Genomic DNA, 16243 nt, shown 5'->3' with positions numbered 1-16243 from the left:
CTGGAATGATTGATTCATTTCAGAGTTTTTTGTTTTTAAAGATAAACTATCATTGTAAAAAACTGCCTTGAACATGTATGTTTAAGGCAGTTTTTTATTTTGGAGGAATCATAATATGACTGATGAAAATTATATGAACCTCGCTCTTACTCTTGCAAAAAAAGGTATCGGTTTTGTAAATCCGAACCCCATGGTGGGAGCAATTATTGTAAAGGAAGGAAAAATAATCGGACGGGGATGGCATGAAATATACGGCGGATGGCACGCCGAACGAAATGCACTTAGTAATTGCAGAGAAAGTCCAAACGGTGCCACCATGTACGTCACCTTAGAACCTTGCTGCCATTATGGGAAAACCCCTCCTTGTACTGATGCTATCATACAGAATGGTATAAAAAAAGTAGTCATCGGTTGTTTGGATCCCAACTCTTTAATGTCAGGAAAAGGGGCTGCTATTCTTCGCGAGGCAGGAATTGATGTAGTTATAGGTATATTAGAGGATAAATGTATGGAACTTAACGAGGTTTTCTTTCATTACATACAAACAAAAACACCATATGTTGTAATGAAATATGCAATGACAATGGATGGAAAAATTGCAACTACAAATGGAACTTCTAAATGGATTACAGGGATAAAAGCTAGAGAAAATGTTCACAAAAGTCGAAACCGGTATACTTCTATTATGATTGGGGTAGGCACAGTAATTGCTGACAATCCCACCCTTACTTGCCGCATGGATGGAGGCAGGAACCCAATACGCATTATTTGTGACACAAATTTAAATACTCCTCTAGAATCTACTATTGTTACCACCGCAAAAGAAGTAAAAACCATTATTGCTACTGCTTGTGACAATAGAGAAAAGCAAAATCTCTACCATGCTCAAGGCTGTGAAATTATTAATATTAATCTAATGGATAATCATATTGATTTAAACCATTTAATGCTTCAACTTGGAAAGATAGGTATTGACAGTATCTTTTTAGAAGGAGGTTCCACCTTAAATTTTTCAGCTTTACAAAGCAATATTGTAAATAAAATACAAATATATATAGCACCGAAGTTATTCGGAGGCAGCCAATCAAAAACGCCTGTAAGTGGCATTGGTATCCAAGAAGTCAGTAACTGCTTTTTATTGATGAACCAAACAATCACATGGTTTGGCGAAGACATTCTTATAGAAGGAGATGTAGCTTATACATGTTTACCGGAATAATTGAAGAAGTAGGTATTATTAACAATATTAAAAAGGGTGCGAAATCTGCAATTTTAACACTTGCATGCAGTAAAATATTAGAGGATTTAAAGCTTGGCGACAGTGTTGCAACAAACGGTGTATGCCTTACCGTAACCGCCATAAGCAATGCTTCTTTTTCTGCTGATGTGATGAATGAAACATTATTAAAATCTTCACTTGGAAGCTTGAACAGCGGAAGTAGAGTTAATCTTGAACGTGCAATGCCTGTAAACGGAAGATTTGGTGGCCATATTGTATCCGGACATATCGATGGTACCGGTAAAATCGTATCCATTAAAAAAGACGATATTGCAATTTGGTATACTATTAAAACCAGCCCAGGAATCATGCAGTATATCATTGAAAAAGGCTCAATTGTCATAGATGGCATCAGCCTTACCATTGCAAAAATAACACATGACAGCTTTTCAGTGTCGGTGATTCCATATACTGCTAAGTACACCACACTATCTGAAAAAAAAATAGGTTGTTTTGTAAATCTGGAAAATGACATCATTGGGAAGTATATTGAAAAATTTACACAGAATAGCAATGGTATTAACAAGGAGCTTTTAATAAAAAATGGATTTTAGGAGGTCTTTATGTTTAATTTTAACACAATCCCTGAAGCCTTGGAAGCCTTACAAAAAGGGGAAATCATTCTTGTTACAGATGACGAAAGCCGTGAAAATGAAGGTGATTTTATCTGTGCAGCAGAATTTGCCACGACAGAAAATATTAATTTTATGGCTATGCATGGTAAAGGATTAATCTGCATGCCTATGAGTGAAGAAATTTGCACTCGTCTTGAGTTTCCTCAAATGGTATCAAACAATACCGACAATCACACAACCGCTTTTACCGTTTCAATTGACCATATCGATACCACTACTGGTATCTCCGCAGCGGAGCGAAGCATCACTGCTCTTAAAACAGTTGATGAGAACGCTAAGCCGGAAGATTTTCGCCGTCCAGGACATATGTTCCCTCTTCTTGCGAAAAATAATGGTGTTCTGGAACGAGATGGTCATACGGAAGCTACCATAGATTTAATGCGACTTGCTGGGCTGAAAGAATGTGGTTTGTGCTGTGAAGTCATGGGTGAAGACGGGCATATGATGCGCACGCCTGAACTAATGGAGCTGGCGCAAAAGTGGAACTTGAAGTTTATTACCATAAAAGCATTACAGAATTATCGTAAAATGTTTGACCATTTGGTAGAACGTGTTGCTAGTCCTTTGTTACCAACCTCCTTTGGTAAATTTCACGCTTATGGGTATAGGAATAAGATAAACGGTGAACACCATGTAGCTTTGGTAAAGGGTGATATTACTACTGGACAAGAGGTTTTATGCCGGGTTCATTCAGAATGCTTAACTGGTGATGTGTTCCATTCTTTACGTTGCGATTGCGGCGAACAGTTAGCTATGGCTATGAAAATGATTGAAAAAGAGGGACGTGGTATTCTTTTGTATATGAGACAGGAAGGAAGAGGTATAGGTCTTCTCAATAAATTAAAAGCTTATGAGCTGCAAAGTCAAGGTATGGATACTGTCGATGCAAACCTTGCACTTGGATTTAAAGAGGATTTAAGAGAATATTATATCGGTGCACAAATACTTCGTGACTTAGGCGTAAAAACAATGCGGCTTATTACAAATAATCCTGATAAGGTATATCAGATTTCTGATTTTGGAATTGCAATTACCGAGCGTGTACCGATAGAAATAGAATCAAACGAGTACGATAAACACTATCTAAAAACAAAACAATCCAAAATGGGTCATTATATAAATGTATAAGAAGGGAGATTATTATGAAAATTTATGAAGGAAAATTAGTATCACAAGACATTAAAATAGGCATTATTGCTGCAAGATTTAATGAATTTATTACCTCTAAGCTGCTTGGAGGTGCTGTAGATGCTTTAGTAAGGCATGAAGTGAAAGAGGACAACATTGAAGTCGCATGGGTACCTGGTGCTTTTGAAATACCTCTTATAGCTTCAAAAATGGCAAAAAGCAAAAATTATGATGCAATCATATGTTTAGGTGCTGTAATCCGCGGGAGCACAACCCACTATGACTATGTTTGCAGTGAAGTATCAAAGGGGATTGCACATGTGTCTCTAAACAGTGACACACCTGTAATGTTCGGCGTACTTACAACAGAAAATATTGAACAGGCAATTGAACGTGCCGGAACTAAAGCGGGTAACAAAGGATTTGATTGCGCAGTCGGAGCTATTGAGATGATAAATCTAATTAGAGAAATGGAAAAAAATGAAATATTTAATAATTGATTATGACGGTATCCTCCCACAATGGCGTAAAAATCTATGCCCCAACATTCCGTACTACTCATTCTTATCTGGCTGAGAATGGTTTGCCGCCCCTAAAGATTACAGACATATCCGGCAATGTAAGGGGCTGTAAAAAAACTCCCCTAAAAGAAAAATCGCTGAGGTCATGAGACTTCAGCGATTTTTTGGTATAATTAATTATGCAAATAAATAAAAACACCAATGATAATTATACAGTACGTCAGCTGAAATTACCATTGGAAATCGAAAAATTAATTAATATATCTGATCCAGTATACACGTTCTGTGAGGTGATGGATCACATCGACCTATCAAAATATTTTGTAGAGAAAGGCTACAGAACAGGTCGTCCAAGATGTGATGAACAGAAACTCCTTAAAGTGATACTCTTTGCCTTCATGGAGCACGGAATTAGTTCTCTGCGTGAAATAGAAAAACTCTGTAGGAATGATATACGATACCTGTATCTTCTTGATGAGATGAAGGCTCCTTCTTTTGCGACCTTTGGCAATCTTATACGCAATGAACTAACAGATTCCATAGAACAGATTTTTATTGACTTAAACAGTTACATTTTTGAAAAGGAGCATGTGGACCTGGAGCATACTTACATAGATGGAACAAAAATGGAAGCGAATGCCAACCGATATACCTGGGTATGGAAAAAGTCTTGTACAAAAAACCGAGGAAAGGTTTATGAAAAGATATCCACGCTAATTGATGCAATGAACCAGGAAGTATTAGGATATTTCGGTGTAAAACTTGATAAGAGAGATGAGTATGCTGTCGAATATGTATCTGAACTCTTGGAAATGTACAAGAATGCAACAAATCTGGTGGAATCCACGTTTGTATCTGGTTGTGGTCATAGAAAAAGCCTTCCGCAAAAACAATATCAGGAATTAGAGGGGTATCTAGAACGATTAAAGACATATGCACATCATATAGAAGTTTGTGGCGATGAAAGAAACAGTTATTCCAAAACCGATCACGATGCCACTTTTATGCGCATAAAACGGGATTATATGGGGAATGATCAGCTTCTCCCAGCGTACAATCTACAGACCGCTGTCTGTGATGAATATATAGCGGTAGTTGATGTAAAACCATATGCATCAGATATGGAATGCTTTGTTCCTTTGATGGAAAAATTCAATGAAATCTATGGTCATTATCCAAAGTATCCAGTTGCAGATGCAGGCTATGGTTCCTATAATAACTATCTTTACTGTGAAGAGCATGGGATGGAAAAATATATGAAATTTACCATGTTCAAAAAAGAAACATCCGATAAGAAGTATCATGAAAATCCATATCGCGCAGTCAACTTTAAAAGAGACGAGAATGGAAATTTAATATGCCCAAATGGAAAGACTTTTCACTTTAAAAGCAAACAACATGTCTATAAAAACAAATACAGCAGAACCGAAGAAATCTATGAATGCAAATCATGTGAAGGCTGCCAGTTTAAAAACGATTGTTGTCCTAAGGCAAGCAAAAATAGAACTATTCGAATGAATCAGGAATTAACATCAATACATCAAGAGGTAATGACAAATCTTGAATCAATACATGGCGCACTGTTGAGAATGAATCGTAGTATTCAAGCGGAAGGAACCTTTGGTATTTTAAAATGGAATAAATCCTACAAAAGATTATTTCGAAGAGGTGAGAAAAACGCAATTCTTGAACTCACACTGATTTCTTGTGGTTTTAATCTTTATAAATATCATAATAAAAAACAGAGAAACAAGTTGGCTGCTTAAAATCCAAGAACTATACTCACAGCTTTATTAAGTGCACGCTTTTTTATGGAAAAATCAATCATAATCATAAAAAATAAATAAAAAAAAGAAGAATCACCAGAACCGGCATCTGTCGGAACTGGCGATTCTTAATTAAGGACTTATTTTACAGCCCCTTTTAGGGTGTCGATATATACATATTTGTTATTTGATATGCTCTCAAAAAACCCCATATTTAGTATTTTCCAATAACTAATATGGGGATTCTGATTATCTCATATTCCATTCACACCATCAGGTGCTAATATTATAATTGATTTTTACTTGTTTGACAATACAGCCTGTGCTGCTGCAAGTCTTGCGATAGGTACACGGAAAGGTGAACAGGATACATAATTTAACCCTACTCTATGGCAGAAGTCGACTGTTGAAGGATCTCCACCATGCTCACCACAAATTCCAAGCTTAAGATTTGCTTTAGTAGCACGTCCTTTTTCAGCAGCCATCTGAACTAACTGTCCAACACCGTCTACATCCAGTCTTGCGAATGGATCAGACTCATAAATTTTAGTAGTGTAATAGGAATCTAAGAACTTACCGGCATCATCACGTGAGAAACCAAATGTCATCTGTGTTAAATCATTTGTACCAAAAGAGAAGAACTCTGCTTCTTCCGCAATTTCGTTGGCAAGTAACGCTGCACGAGGAATTTCAATCATAGTACCAATGTGGTATTCGATATCAACACCTTTTTCCGCTTTTACTTTTTCAGCTGTTTCAACAACAATATCTTTCACATATTTTAACTCTCTTTTTTCTCCAACTAAAGGAATCATGATTTCAGGTACAATGTCAAACCCTTTTTCTTGTTTCACTTCAATTGCAGCTTCCATAACTGCTCTTGTCTGCATTCTGGCGATTTCTGGATATGTAACAGCAAGACGGCAGCCTCTATGTCCCATCATAGGGTTGAATTCATGTAAAGAATCACAAGTGACTTTTACTTCCTCAACCGAAAGACCCATGTCTTTTGCAAGCGCTGCAATATCTTCCTCTTCTGTAGGCACAAATTCATGTAACGGAGGATCTAAGAAACGAATGGTTACCGGTCTTCCTTCCATTACTTCATATAAGCCCTTAAAGTCAGCTTTCTGGAAAGGTATCAATTCATTCAGAGCTGCTTCTCTTGCTTCAACTGTTTTAGAAAGAATCATTTTTCTGATTTTTGGTATTCTGTCTGCTTCAAAGAACATATGCTCCGTACGGCAAAGACCAATACCTTCTGCACCGAATTTTACAGCGTTTGCAGCATCTGCAGGAGTATCTGCATTTGTTCTTACCTTTAAAGTTCTGATTTCATCAGCCCATGTCATAATTCTGTCGAAGTTACCGCTGATAGCTGCTTCCACAGTAGGAATATCTCCTATGTAAATATTACCGGTTGAACCATCAAGAGAGATATAATCCCCTTCTTTTACAGTTTGTCCAGCAATCATAAAGTATTTTGCTTCTTCATCTATGTTGATTTCACCGCAGCCAGATACGCAGGCAGTTCCCATACCACGGGCAACTACTGCTGCATGAGAAGTCATACCGCCGCGAACTGTTAAGATACCTTCTGCCGCATGCATACCTTCAATATCTTCGGGCGAAGTTTCAAGACGAACCAGAATAACTCTTTCGCCTTTTTCATGATTATTTTTTGCATCATCTGCTGTAAAGTATACCTTACCTGCTGCTGCACCAGGAGAAGCAGGAAGAGCTTTACCAACAGGTTTAGCTGCTTCTAAAGCTTTTATATCAAAACCTGGATGTAATAACTGATCTAAGGATTTTGCTTCAATTCTCTTGATAGCATCTTCTTTTGTAATCTTTCCTTCATCAACTAAATCGCAAGCAATTTGAAGAGCAGCCGGAGCTGTTCTCTTACCGTTACGAGTTTGTAAGAAGTAAAGCTTTTTATCTTCAATCGTAAATTCCATGTCCTGCATATCTTTATAGTGATTTTCCAGAAGGTTCGCAATTCTCATAAATTCCTGATAAACTTCCGGCATATCTTCTTCCAATTTTGAGATAGGCAGAGGTGTTCTAATACCTGCAACCACGTCCTCACCTTGGGCGTTGATTAAGTATTCACCATAAATTTTTGCCTCACCGGTAGATGGATTACGGGTAAAGGCAACACCTGTACCAGAGGTATCTCCCATGTTACCAAAAACCATTGCCTGAACGTTAACTGCTGTACCCCAATCACCAGGAATATCGTTCATTCTTCTATAGTAAATTGCACGAGGGTTATCCCAGGATCTAAATACCGCCGTAACAGCTTCAATTAACTGTTCTGTAGGCTCCTGAGGAAAATCTGTACCCTTTTCCTGTTTGTATAAAGCTTTGAATTCTGTAATAACTTCTTTCAAATCATCAGCAGTTAATTCAGTGTCAAAGTGAACACCTTTCTTTTCCTTGATTTCATCAAGTACTCTTTCAAACTTTGCTTTACTGATTTCCATAACAACGTCAGAGAACATCTGAATAAATCTTCTGTAAGAATCATAAGCAAATCTAGGATTTCCTGTTTTCTTAGCAAAACCTTCAACTGCGGCATCTGTTAAGCCTAAATTTAAGATTGTATCCATCATACCCGGCATGGATGCTCTAGCCCCGGAACGTACAGATACCAATAAAGGATTTTCTGTATCTCCGAATTTTTTGCCCTGTTGTTCTTCCAAAACCTTTAAGGCATCAAAGATTTGTCCTCTGATTTCATCAGTAATTTTTTTACCACTATTATAGTAGTCAGTACAAGCTTCCGTAGTCACGGTAAAACCTTGAGGAATCGGGAGGCCTAAATTAGTCATTTCGGCTAAGTTAGCACCTTTACCACCAAGCAGGTTTTTCATATCTGCTTTGCCTTCCTTGAACAAATATACCCATTTTGCCATTTTAGTAATTACCTCCTAAAATAAATTCATATTTTTGACTTTTCCTGTCACCATTTAACATTATACCATAACTTGCCCAAATTAGGAAATATATTTTTCTATATTATTAATGTATTTTATCATTATTAAACCAATATTTTCTATCCGCTTCTACATTTTCTTCATTTTTCGAGTATTTTTTCTTACTTTTTTGTCAATAATATAGAATTTTCGACAATCAAAAAATACACAAAAAAGTGGCATATACACGTAAATAACATGCATATGCCACCATCCAGTTAATTAGAAATCAAACTTTTTCTCAAAATAATTCTTTAAATCTGCAATTTTTATTCGTTCCTGTTGCATAGTATCTCGGTCACGAACTGTTACAGACTCATCTGTCTCAGACTCAAAATCATAAGTAATACAGAAAGGAGTTCCGATTTCATCCTGTCTGCGGTATCTCTTTCCGATATTACCTCTATCATCGAATTCACAGTTATAAGTTTTGCTCAGATCCATAAAGATTTTTTCTGCACCTTCGGAAAGTTTTTTAGACAACGGTAATACACCAATCTTTACAGGTGCTAATGCCGGATGGAAATGTAGTACCGTACGTACATCCCCCTCCCCTAAATCTTCTTCATCATATGCACTGCAAAGGAATGCCAATGTCACCCTGTCAGCGCCTAAGGATGGTTCGATTACATAAGGAATATATTTTATCTTTTTCTCATCGTCAAAGTATCCTAAATCTTCTTTAGACACATTCTGATGCTGCGTTAAGTCATAATCTGTTCTATCAGCAATTCCCCATAATTCACCCCATCCAAATGGGAATAAGAATTCAATATCGGTAGTTGCTTTACTATAGAATGAAAGTTCTGCTGCATCATGGTCACGTACTCTCATTTCATCTTCATTTATACCAAGATTTTGTAGCCAGTCAATACAGAATTGTTTCCAATATGCAAACCACTCCAAATCTGTATCCGGTTCACAGAAAAATTCTAATTCCATTTGTTCAAATTCTCTGGTTCTAAATGTAAAATTACCGGGAGTTATCTCGTTACGGAAGGATTTACCAACCTGTCCGATTCCAAATGGTATTTTTTTTCTGGAAGTTCTCTGTACATTTTTAAAGTTAACAAAGATTCCCTGCGCTGTCTCTGGTCGCAAGTAAACAACATTCTTTGCATCCTCTGTTACACCCTGAAAAGTTTTAAACATTAAGTTAAACTGGCGAATATCTGTAAAGTTATGTTTTCCGCAAGTTGGGCAATCAATAGTATGTTCGTCAATGTATCTTGCCATCTCTTCATGAGACCAGGCATCTACAGAACCCTCAAAGGTTATATTATGTTCCTGTGCATAATCCTCAATCAATTTATCTGCACGAAATCTTTCGTGACATTCTTTACAGTCCATTAAGGGGTCTGAAAAGCTGCCAAGATGGCCGGAAGCAACCCATGTCTGAGGATTCATAAGAATTGCACAATCTACTCCTACATTATAAGGATTCTGCTGAATAAATTTTAACCACCAGGCCTTCTTTACATTATTTTTTAATTCTACACCAAGATTACCATAATCCCAGGTATTTGCCAATCCACCATATATTTCAGAACCCGGGTAAACAAATCCTCTTGCCTTGGCTAAGGCAACAATTTTTTCCATTGTCTTTTCCATTACTTACACCACTTTCAGCACTTCTCTTAATAAAAGTGCTACTGCCACTAAATCAGGTTGAAAGAATTTAAGTGGCATCCTTTCTCTTTCTATATTTTCTTTCAACCTCTTTATTAAATATAATAATCGCTTACGAGTATAACCTAACCTTAGAACTATTTTCAATAAGTTTTAAGAAACGCAAGAGATTGATTAATTACGGCTTATATACTACTATGGTGTCACCTTCAGTACTTGTCTGAATTTTAGACTTACCATTTAATCTACCATTGGTGTAGTATTTTATAGTACCGTCTACCAATACTTCCGTATTTTCTTTAATAGATAATACTTTATATTTTTCATTTTTTAATGCATCCGCAGCAGATATAGCTGCTCCGTCTTTTGCACTTAAAAAAGTGTCCGGAAGTGTTATTTCACCATTCTTTGCAGAGGTTGTAGAAGTAACTACTGCACTTGTTTCAGCAAAGTAATTATAGTGCTCTAGACTTTTAAAGTTCATAATCAAAACTGCATTGGTATCAATTAATTTTAACTCTCCCAACACTACAGAGTCCACTCCATTCTTTTGGTTATACTCGCTAACCTTCTCATTGATATAAGTGGTAAGCTCTTCCAAATTATAGTATTCCTTATCAAAGTTTTCTATGGTTGCAGCCTGTACTGTTCCGTCATTTTTAATTAGAACTGTGTTGGCTTTTACATCTTCTGCAACAATCTCTTTATTTTTATTGCAGCCAGCCAGCATTACCATACTAAGGATTAATACAATACTTAATATATATCTTTTCATTCTGTTACCTCTTATAGTATTACAATAATTCGTAATACAGCCACATAAAAATAGCTTGAAAGAAGTTGTAAGTGGCATTCCTTTCTAATATAAATATTTTCTTTCAAACATAATTTTTTTCCATTGTACCCTTTATAGACTTATATTTCAACTTAAAAATGCTTCTTAAAAGAGTTTTTCTAATAACTCCAGGGATTTCATAGGCTTCTCAATATATATTCTTGTATAAGCTTCCATGCATTCTATTAGCTCCTGTAATACTGCTTCTGTCACGGTAAATGTATACAGCTTCTCTATTGGTGAAGTGATTATGTATTGGAGTGTATAAAGGGTAGAATCTGATATAAACAATCCTTTGCCTATATTTTTACCGCACTCTGTACAAATCATCCCACCTGCATTGCTATTAAAATTATAAATATCTTCCGTTTTTCTACATTTCACACATTGAAAGACTTGAGGTGCTTCTCCGTTTAATGCAAGAATCCGAAGCTCAAAAATTCTGCGAATTAATTTCCTACCAATCTGTTCTTGTCCGAATGCCCGCAAAGACTGATAAAGTAATTTCAGGTATTCTGTACCGTCTTCATTTTCATGGGCAAAGTAATCTGTTAACTCACAAAAATACATTCCATAGTAAGCACCTTCCATATCTTTTCTCAGTTCTTCAAAATAGTTTTTTATCTCTACAGACATTATATTATAAGAACTTCGCCCTTCATACAGTACGAATTCTCCAAAAGAAAACGGCTGACTGCATGCCAAAAAGGCACTACTTGGTTTTCTAGCGCCTTTTGCAAATGTAGTTATTTTTCCTTTTTCTTTTGTCAGGAGAACTAATCTTTTATCATAGTCCCCAATGGGCATGGCCGACAAAACCATCCCCATCACAGCCGTCGTTAGCATTACACTCTCCACCTTCTTTATTATCCCTTGATAACAGCTGTGAGCAATCTTCAACAGTACAAGCGATGTAACTTAAATAGTCAAATATGTTTCCACTTTTAGCAAATTTTTCCCAAGAATCATGATTTTTCATATTTTGCCCCCTTTACTTATAATCGACAATCCTATTCCTAAATGATTACCTAAAGTTTTTTATGTTACCTTACTATCATTCCCATTTCAAAAATTTCTAAACTGATAAGATTCTGCCAGTTCTTAATTTTACAAAACAGTATTAAGTATCAGGGGCTGTTTTTTATAGATTATTTTTATTGTAACCGTAATTTTTCAATAAGAAATCACTATCCCGCCAATCTTTTTTCACTTTAACCCATATCTGAAGATTCACCCGTGTATCCAGTAGATTTTCCATCTCCTGTCTTGCCATCATACCGATTCGTTTTAATTTATCACCCTTTTTACCGATAATAATTCCTTTATGAGAGTCTCTCTCACATACAATTGTTGCTTCAATATCAATTAAATCACTGCCCGGACGCTCCTTCATACGTTCTATAGCTACCGCAATTCCATGAGGTATCTCATCGCTTAATAAGCGAAGTGCCTTTTCACGAATTAATTCTGCTACTATCTGACGTTCCGGCTGGTCCGTTATTGTATCTTCATCAAAGTATTTAGGTCCCTGCGGTAGATATTTAAAAATAGTATCAACCAGGGCCTTTGTATTTTCCCCTTTGAGTGCAGATACCGGTACAATATCCGCAAAAGAATGAATATCTTTATATGCAGCTATGAATTTTAAGATTTCTTCTTTTTTAACCGTATCTACCTTGTTAATTACCAGGATAACCGGCGTTTTGACTTTTAATAGTTGTTCTGCTATATACTGGTCTCCTGCACCAATAAAGGTTGAGGGTTCTACCAGCCATAGCACTACATCAACTTCATTGACAGTACGCTCTGCAACTGTTACCATGTATTCTCCCAGTTTATTTTTTGCTTTGTGGATGCCTGGTGTATCTAAGAAGATAATCTGTCCATTTTCTTCTGTATACACCGTCTGTATCCGGTTTCTTGTTGTCTGGGGCTTATCAGAGGTAATTGCAATCTTTTGCCCAATCAGATGATTCATTAAAGTAGACTTACCTACATTTGGGCGTCCGATTAAAGTTACAAAACCCGATTTGAATTCCTGTTTTTTCATTAACTATATCCTCTTTTCTGTATATCCGAATCTTTTTCTGCTGGAAACCTTAGTATCAGGGTGAAAAAAAGTATTTTCACCCGTTGCATTTAAATATGAACTTCGTGTGTAATTGGTCTACTTTAATAAGGTTTTTACTTCTTTAAACATATCCTTATTTTGCTCAATTTTATTCTCATTACCGATGACACAAAGGTTTCCTGCATCTACAATGGCTTTCACAATATCTGAAAGTTTTCTGACGTCCTCTACTGTTACATTCAATATTTCATCTCTTTGTTTCTGTAAATCTTCCTGTGTGGTACCGGATAGATATGCTCCCATAGATACAACACCCTTTGTGCGTGGTGTACGAGGCGTATCAAGACCACTAATTGTACCTATAATGTACTTAGTCATATCTCTTTCATCTACAGTAAAGTTTTTAACAAACTCTGCTGCCTTTTCATATACCTCATTTGTTTCTTTTACATTCGGGTCACGATAGGATGTAAAATATCCGTTACCACTGATATAGGAAAAACCGCACATACAACCGTAAGCCCCGCCTTTAACACGGATATTGTTCCATAGATAATCGTAGCCTAATATTGTCTTTAGCACTTCTAACGCACCTGTATATTCATAACCAGCCTCTATAAAATTACCGGTTCTGGCAACATATTGAACCTGACCGGAGGTCTTAAAACCTTCATTCGCACAAACTAAATCAAAATGTTCGTCTGTCTGTTCCACTGCATCCGTTTTTAACTGTTCAACAAACGGCAAAAGTCTGCCGTTTAAAGTTGCCAGCCCATCTTCTCCGGAAGTAAAACTTACACTTATATTTTCTCTACGGAAAATATAGTTCATCAGTAATTGAAGTTTCTCAATCAAATCCCCTGCCTGATTGGAAAAATCCTCTTCCAGCCGTTCGATAAATTTAAAGTATGCAATCCCCTTAGTCTCTTCATTAAATCTGCTGGCTTCTGAAAAATAAGACATAGCTCTGTCCACTGCCACCGAATGGCCTGCTGACATAATATGCATCTGTAATCTGGATTTCACCTCAGAGATTATCTCCAAGAGACGTTTTTCATCTCTTAACTTAGTAAAACTGATAATTTCCTTTAACAAATCAAAGGCATAGTCCATTTCATCATATAGAACCTTAACATCCACTTGTAATGTGGGCAGATATTCACCTGGTTTTCCTTTTTTACCAAAGCATGCCACATCCGTACTGATTCCTCCGGTATGAATATTGATTTCATTGGACAGTTCCAAAAAGCTGTAATGTTCTGTATCAATATAACCTAATACTGTAGATAACAGACCAATATAAGGAGTCAATTCTTTGGGAATTTGATCTAAAGAAAAGATTAATTTCATATAAGCAATGCCATTAGTAAATACATTATGATGAACAATTGGGAAGCCATCAATCATAACCTCTTTGTTATACAAAGGCTGTGCATTCTTATCAATGTCCTCTCTGTCTAATAAAGGAATCTTTTCTAAATCTTCTTTGGTAGAAGGCTCTTCCTGATATTCTTTTAAGAGTCTGGTATCCTCTATCAACTTCTGTATTTCTTCTTTGGAAAGCCCTGCTTTATATGCTGCCAGCTTTTCTTTTAATTTATCTTCTCTCTTGGCATTTAGCCCTGCTTCCGGAATAAGTGTTACCAGAACTACATGGTTATTATTTAGCAAATATTGCTCAATTAATTTGGTATAATAATCTGAATTAATTTTAGCCTTTAGTGTTTCAAATAAACGGTTCGCATTCATTTTCAGAAATGGTTTATTGTCATCATATAGCCAGGTAGAGAGCATCTGAATTCCATACATTAGACCTTTAGGGAATTGACCGTAATCAGCTTCTCTATACTTAAATTCATAATAGTTGATAGCAGCTTTTAGCGATTTTTCATCCAGACCTTCCTTAACCAGTTTCTCCAAAGTAGAACGAATCAGCCCGGCAAATTGCTCTTTTTGTTCCTTTTCTGCATTCTTGGTTATAATAGAAAAGGTAGGTTGATAAATATCTGCATCAAAACTACTGATAATATCTTTACCAATACCTGCATCGATTAAAGCTTGTTTTAACGGTGCGCCCGGTGCAGACAATAATACGTATTCTAACACCTGAAATGCCATACACAAATCCCTGTCAAGACTGGTTCCTATAATAAGATTATAGCTTAGATAAGTATTATTTTTGCTAGTATCATTTTCACTTAAAGGATAAGGCACCTCTATATCCTTTACCTCATGAAACGGCTGCTGAAACTGTATCTCAGAATCCACAGGGTCGTCACTAAAATCATTTAAATAAGCCTGGTCAAGCCATTCTAGTTTTTCCTTTACATTCATATCACCATATAGATAGATATAACTGTTGGAGGGATGATAATATTTTTTATGGAAATCAAGAAATTCCTCGTAAGATAAATCCGGTATAAACTCTGGGTCACCACCGGATTCCACACCATAAGCCGTATCCGGAAATAATGCATTTTGAATGGTTCGGAATAATTGTTGTTCCGGTGATGAAAATGCACCCTTCATTTCATTGTATACAACACCATTGTATTTTAATTCTGCATCTTCACTTTCCAGTTCATAATGCCAGCCTTCCTGCTTAAAGATTTCCTCTTTTTTATATATATTGGGATAGAATACTGCATCCATATATACATGAACCAGATTCTGAAAATCCTGGTCATTACAACTTGCAACCGGATATATTGTTTTGTCCGGATAAGTCATCGCATTTAAAAAGGTATTTAAAGAACCTTTGGCTAGTTCGATAAAAGGGTCTTTTGCAGGAAAATCTCTGGAACCGCAAAGTACGGTGTGTTCAACAATGTGAGGCACCCCGGTACTGTTAATGGGCGGTGTTCGAAAACCGATAGAAAACACCTTGTTATTATCATCATTGGATACCACTGCTACTCTGGCACCTGTTTTTGTATGCTTAAACAGTAAACCTAAACTGTTTATATCCTGAAGTTCTTCTTCTGATATTAGTTCATAACCGGAAAGGATACCTAACTCTTTGCTGCTTTTTAAATTTCTTGACATATTGTACCTCCTTTTAATTTGGATACTTTTCAATCATTCTAACTTTTATTTACACCTATAGGAAACAATCTATGAAATAAGTGCTTAACCGATTCAACAGGATGGTATAACCCATATTATGTATAACAACCAACTATCTGATTATTATATCATAATAATAAGAAAATGTCATGTTAAAGATAGCAAGTGTTTCCATTTAAACATAGATGCAAACCTTTTATTTACACCCTCATTCTACGCTTTTTAACTTGATTCCCGAGCTTTCCTTTTGATAGCAAGCATTTTTCATTTTATATATATTTATTTCCAGTTCTCACAAAGGGTATTCCAAACCGGCAGAAATTATTCAATAA

Annotated in this window: 12 protein-coding genes; 5 read left to right on the top strand and 7 right to left on the bottom strand. The window is 36.2% G+C overall.

Translation table 11 applies throughout. The annotated features are described in order from the left end of the window. Nucleotides 1-115 precede the first annotated feature (115 nt). The 5 genes from ribD to acsn021_RS03695 all read left to right on the top strand — a co-directional run bounded on the left by ribD (nt 116) and on the right by acsn021_RS03695 (nt 5329). A complete protein-coding gene (ribD, locus tag acsn021_RS03715) occupies nt 116-1219 on the top strand; it encodes a bifunctional diaminohydroxyphosphoribosylaminopyrimidine deaminase/5-amino-6-(5-phosphoribosylamino)uracil reductase RibD (RefSeq protein WP_184095552.1) in 1104 nt (367 codons plus the stop codon). Then, complete coding sequence (ribE, locus tag acsn021_RS03710) at nt 1204-1833, top strand: riboflavin synthase (protein WP_184095550.1); 630 nt, start codon at nt 1204-1206, stop codon at nt 1831-1833. The genes ribD and ribE overlap by 16 nt, the downstream gene beginning before the upstream one ends. Before the next feature lie 9 nt (nt 1834-1842). After that, complete coding sequence (locus acsn021_RS03705) at nt 1843-3042, top strand: bifunctional 3,4-dihydroxy-2-butanone-4-phosphate synthase/GTP cyclohydrolase II (protein ID WP_184095548.1); 1200 nt, start codon at nt 1843-1845, stop codon at nt 3040-3042. A 14-nt stretch (nt 3043-3056) separates the two neighbouring features. Continuing rightward, complete coding sequence (gene ribH / locus acsn021_RS03700) at nt 3057-3542, top strand: 6,7-dimethyl-8-ribityllumazine synthase (RefSeq protein WP_184095546.1); 486 nt, start codon at nt 3057-3059, stop codon at nt 3540-3542. A 200-nt stretch (nt 3543-3742) separates the two neighbouring features. Beyond that, entirely contained in the window at nt 3743-5329 is a 1587-nt protein-coding gene (locus tag acsn021_RS03695; protein WP_184096195.1) for a transposase, read from the top strand. A gap of 299 nt (nt 5330-5628) precedes the next feature. Here the strand turns inward: acsn021_RS03695 and ppdK are convergent, their stop codons facing one another. The 7 genes from ppdK to acsn021_RS03660 all read right to left on the bottom strand — a co-directional run bounded on the left by ppdK (nt 5629) and on the right by acsn021_RS03660 (nt 15890). Next, nucleotides 5629-8250: a pyruvate, phosphate dikinase gene (gene ppdK / locus acsn021_RS03690; protein ID WP_184095868.1), complete on the bottom strand. Its 2622-nt coding sequence runs from the start codon at nt 8248-8250 to the stop codon at nt 5629-5631. 282 nt (nt 8251-8532) lie between these two features. Further along, nucleotides 8533-9921, bottom strand: coding sequence for a glycine--tRNA ligase (locus tag acsn021_RS03685; RefSeq protein ID WP_184095870.1), 1389 nt, complete (start codon nt 9919-9921; stop codon nt 8533-8535). A gap of 196 nt (nt 9922-10117) precedes the next feature. After that, complete coding sequence (locus tag acsn021_RS03680) at nt 10118-10714, bottom strand: hypothetical protein (RefSeq protein ID WP_184095871.1); 597 nt, start codon at nt 10712-10714, stop codon at nt 10118-10120. A gap of 165 nt (nt 10715-10879) precedes the next feature. Further along, complete coding sequence (gene recO, locus acsn021_RS03675) at nt 10880-11620, bottom strand: DNA repair protein RecO (RefSeq protein ID WP_243167990.1); 741 nt, start codon at nt 11618-11620, stop codon at nt 10880-10882. Continuing rightward, a complete protein-coding gene (locus tag acsn021_RS03670; protein ID WP_184095873.1) occupies nt 11562-11753 on the bottom strand; it encodes a hypothetical protein in 192 nt (63 codons plus the stop codon). Before acsn021_RS03670 ends, recO begins: the two co-directional genes overlap by 59 nt. Before the next feature lie 162 nt (nt 11754-11915). Continuing rightward, nucleotides 11916-12824, bottom strand: a complete 909-nt coding sequence (gene era / locus acsn021_RS03665) for a GTPase Era (RefSeq protein ID WP_184095875.1) — start codon at nt 12822-12824, stop codon at nt 11916-11918. 117 nt (nt 12825-12941) lie between these two features. After that, the gene (locus acsn021_RS03660) at nt 12942-15890 is read right to left on the bottom strand and encodes an insulinase family protein (protein ID WP_184095877.1); all 2949 of its coding nucleotides are present in this window, start codon (nt 15888-15890) and stop codon (nt 12942-12944) included. Between the last annotated feature and the right edge of the window lie 353 nt (nt 15891-16243).

Source organism: Anaerocolumna cellulosilytica, assembly GCF_014218335.1.
Lineage (GTDB): Bacteria > Bacillota > Clostridia > Lachnospirales > Lachnospiraceae > Anaerocolumna > Anaerocolumna cellulosilytica.
This window is presented reverse-complemented; position numbering and strand designations above follow the sequence as displayed.

Excerpts from the sequence above, each read along its gene's own strand:
- ribD (WP_184095552.1), top strand. The coding sequence starts at position 116 with ATGACTGATGAAAATTATATGAACCTCGCTCTTACTCTTGCAAAAAAA.
- ribE (WP_184095550.1), top strand. The coding sequence starts at position 1,204 with ATGTTTACCGGAATAATTGAAGAAGTAGGTATTATTAACAATATTAAA.
- acsn021_RS03705 (WP_184095548.1), top strand. The coding sequence starts at position 1,843 with ATGTTTAATTTTAACACAATCCCTGAAGCCTTGGAAGCCTTACAAAAA.
- ribH (WP_184095546.1), top strand. The coding sequence starts at position 3,057 with ATGAAAATTTATGAAGGAAAATTAGTATCACAAGACATTAAAATAGGC.
- acsn021_RS03695 (WP_184096195.1), top strand. The coding sequence starts at position 3,743 with ATGCAAATAAATAAAAACACCAATGATAATTATACAGTACGTCAGCTG.
- ppdK (WP_184095868.1), bottom strand. The coding sequence starts at position 8,250 with ATGGCAAAATGGGTATATTTGTTCAAGGAAGGCAAAGCAGATATGAAA.
- acsn021_RS03685 (WP_184095870.1), bottom strand. The coding sequence starts at position 9,921 with ATGGAAAAGACAATGGAAAAAATTGTTGCCTTAGCCAAGGCAAGAGGA.
- acsn021_RS03680 (WP_184095871.1), bottom strand. The coding sequence starts at position 10,714 with ATGAAAAGATATATATTAAGTATTGTATTAATCCTTAGTATGGTAATG.
- recO (WP_243167990.1), bottom strand. The coding sequence starts at position 11,620 with ATGCTAACGACGGCTGTGATGGGGATGGTTTTGTCGGCCATGCCCATT.
- acsn021_RS03670 (WP_184095873.1), bottom strand. The coding sequence starts at position 11,753 with ATGAAAAATCATGATTCTTGGGAAAAATTTGCTAAAAGTGGAAACATA.
- era (WP_184095875.1), bottom strand. The coding sequence starts at position 12,824 with ATGAAAAAACAGGAATTCAAATCGGGTTTTGTAACTTTAATCGGACGC.
- acsn021_RS03660 (WP_184095877.1), bottom strand. The coding sequence starts at position 15,890 with ATGTCAAGAAATTTAAAAAGCAGCAAAGAGTTAGGTATCCTTTCCGGT.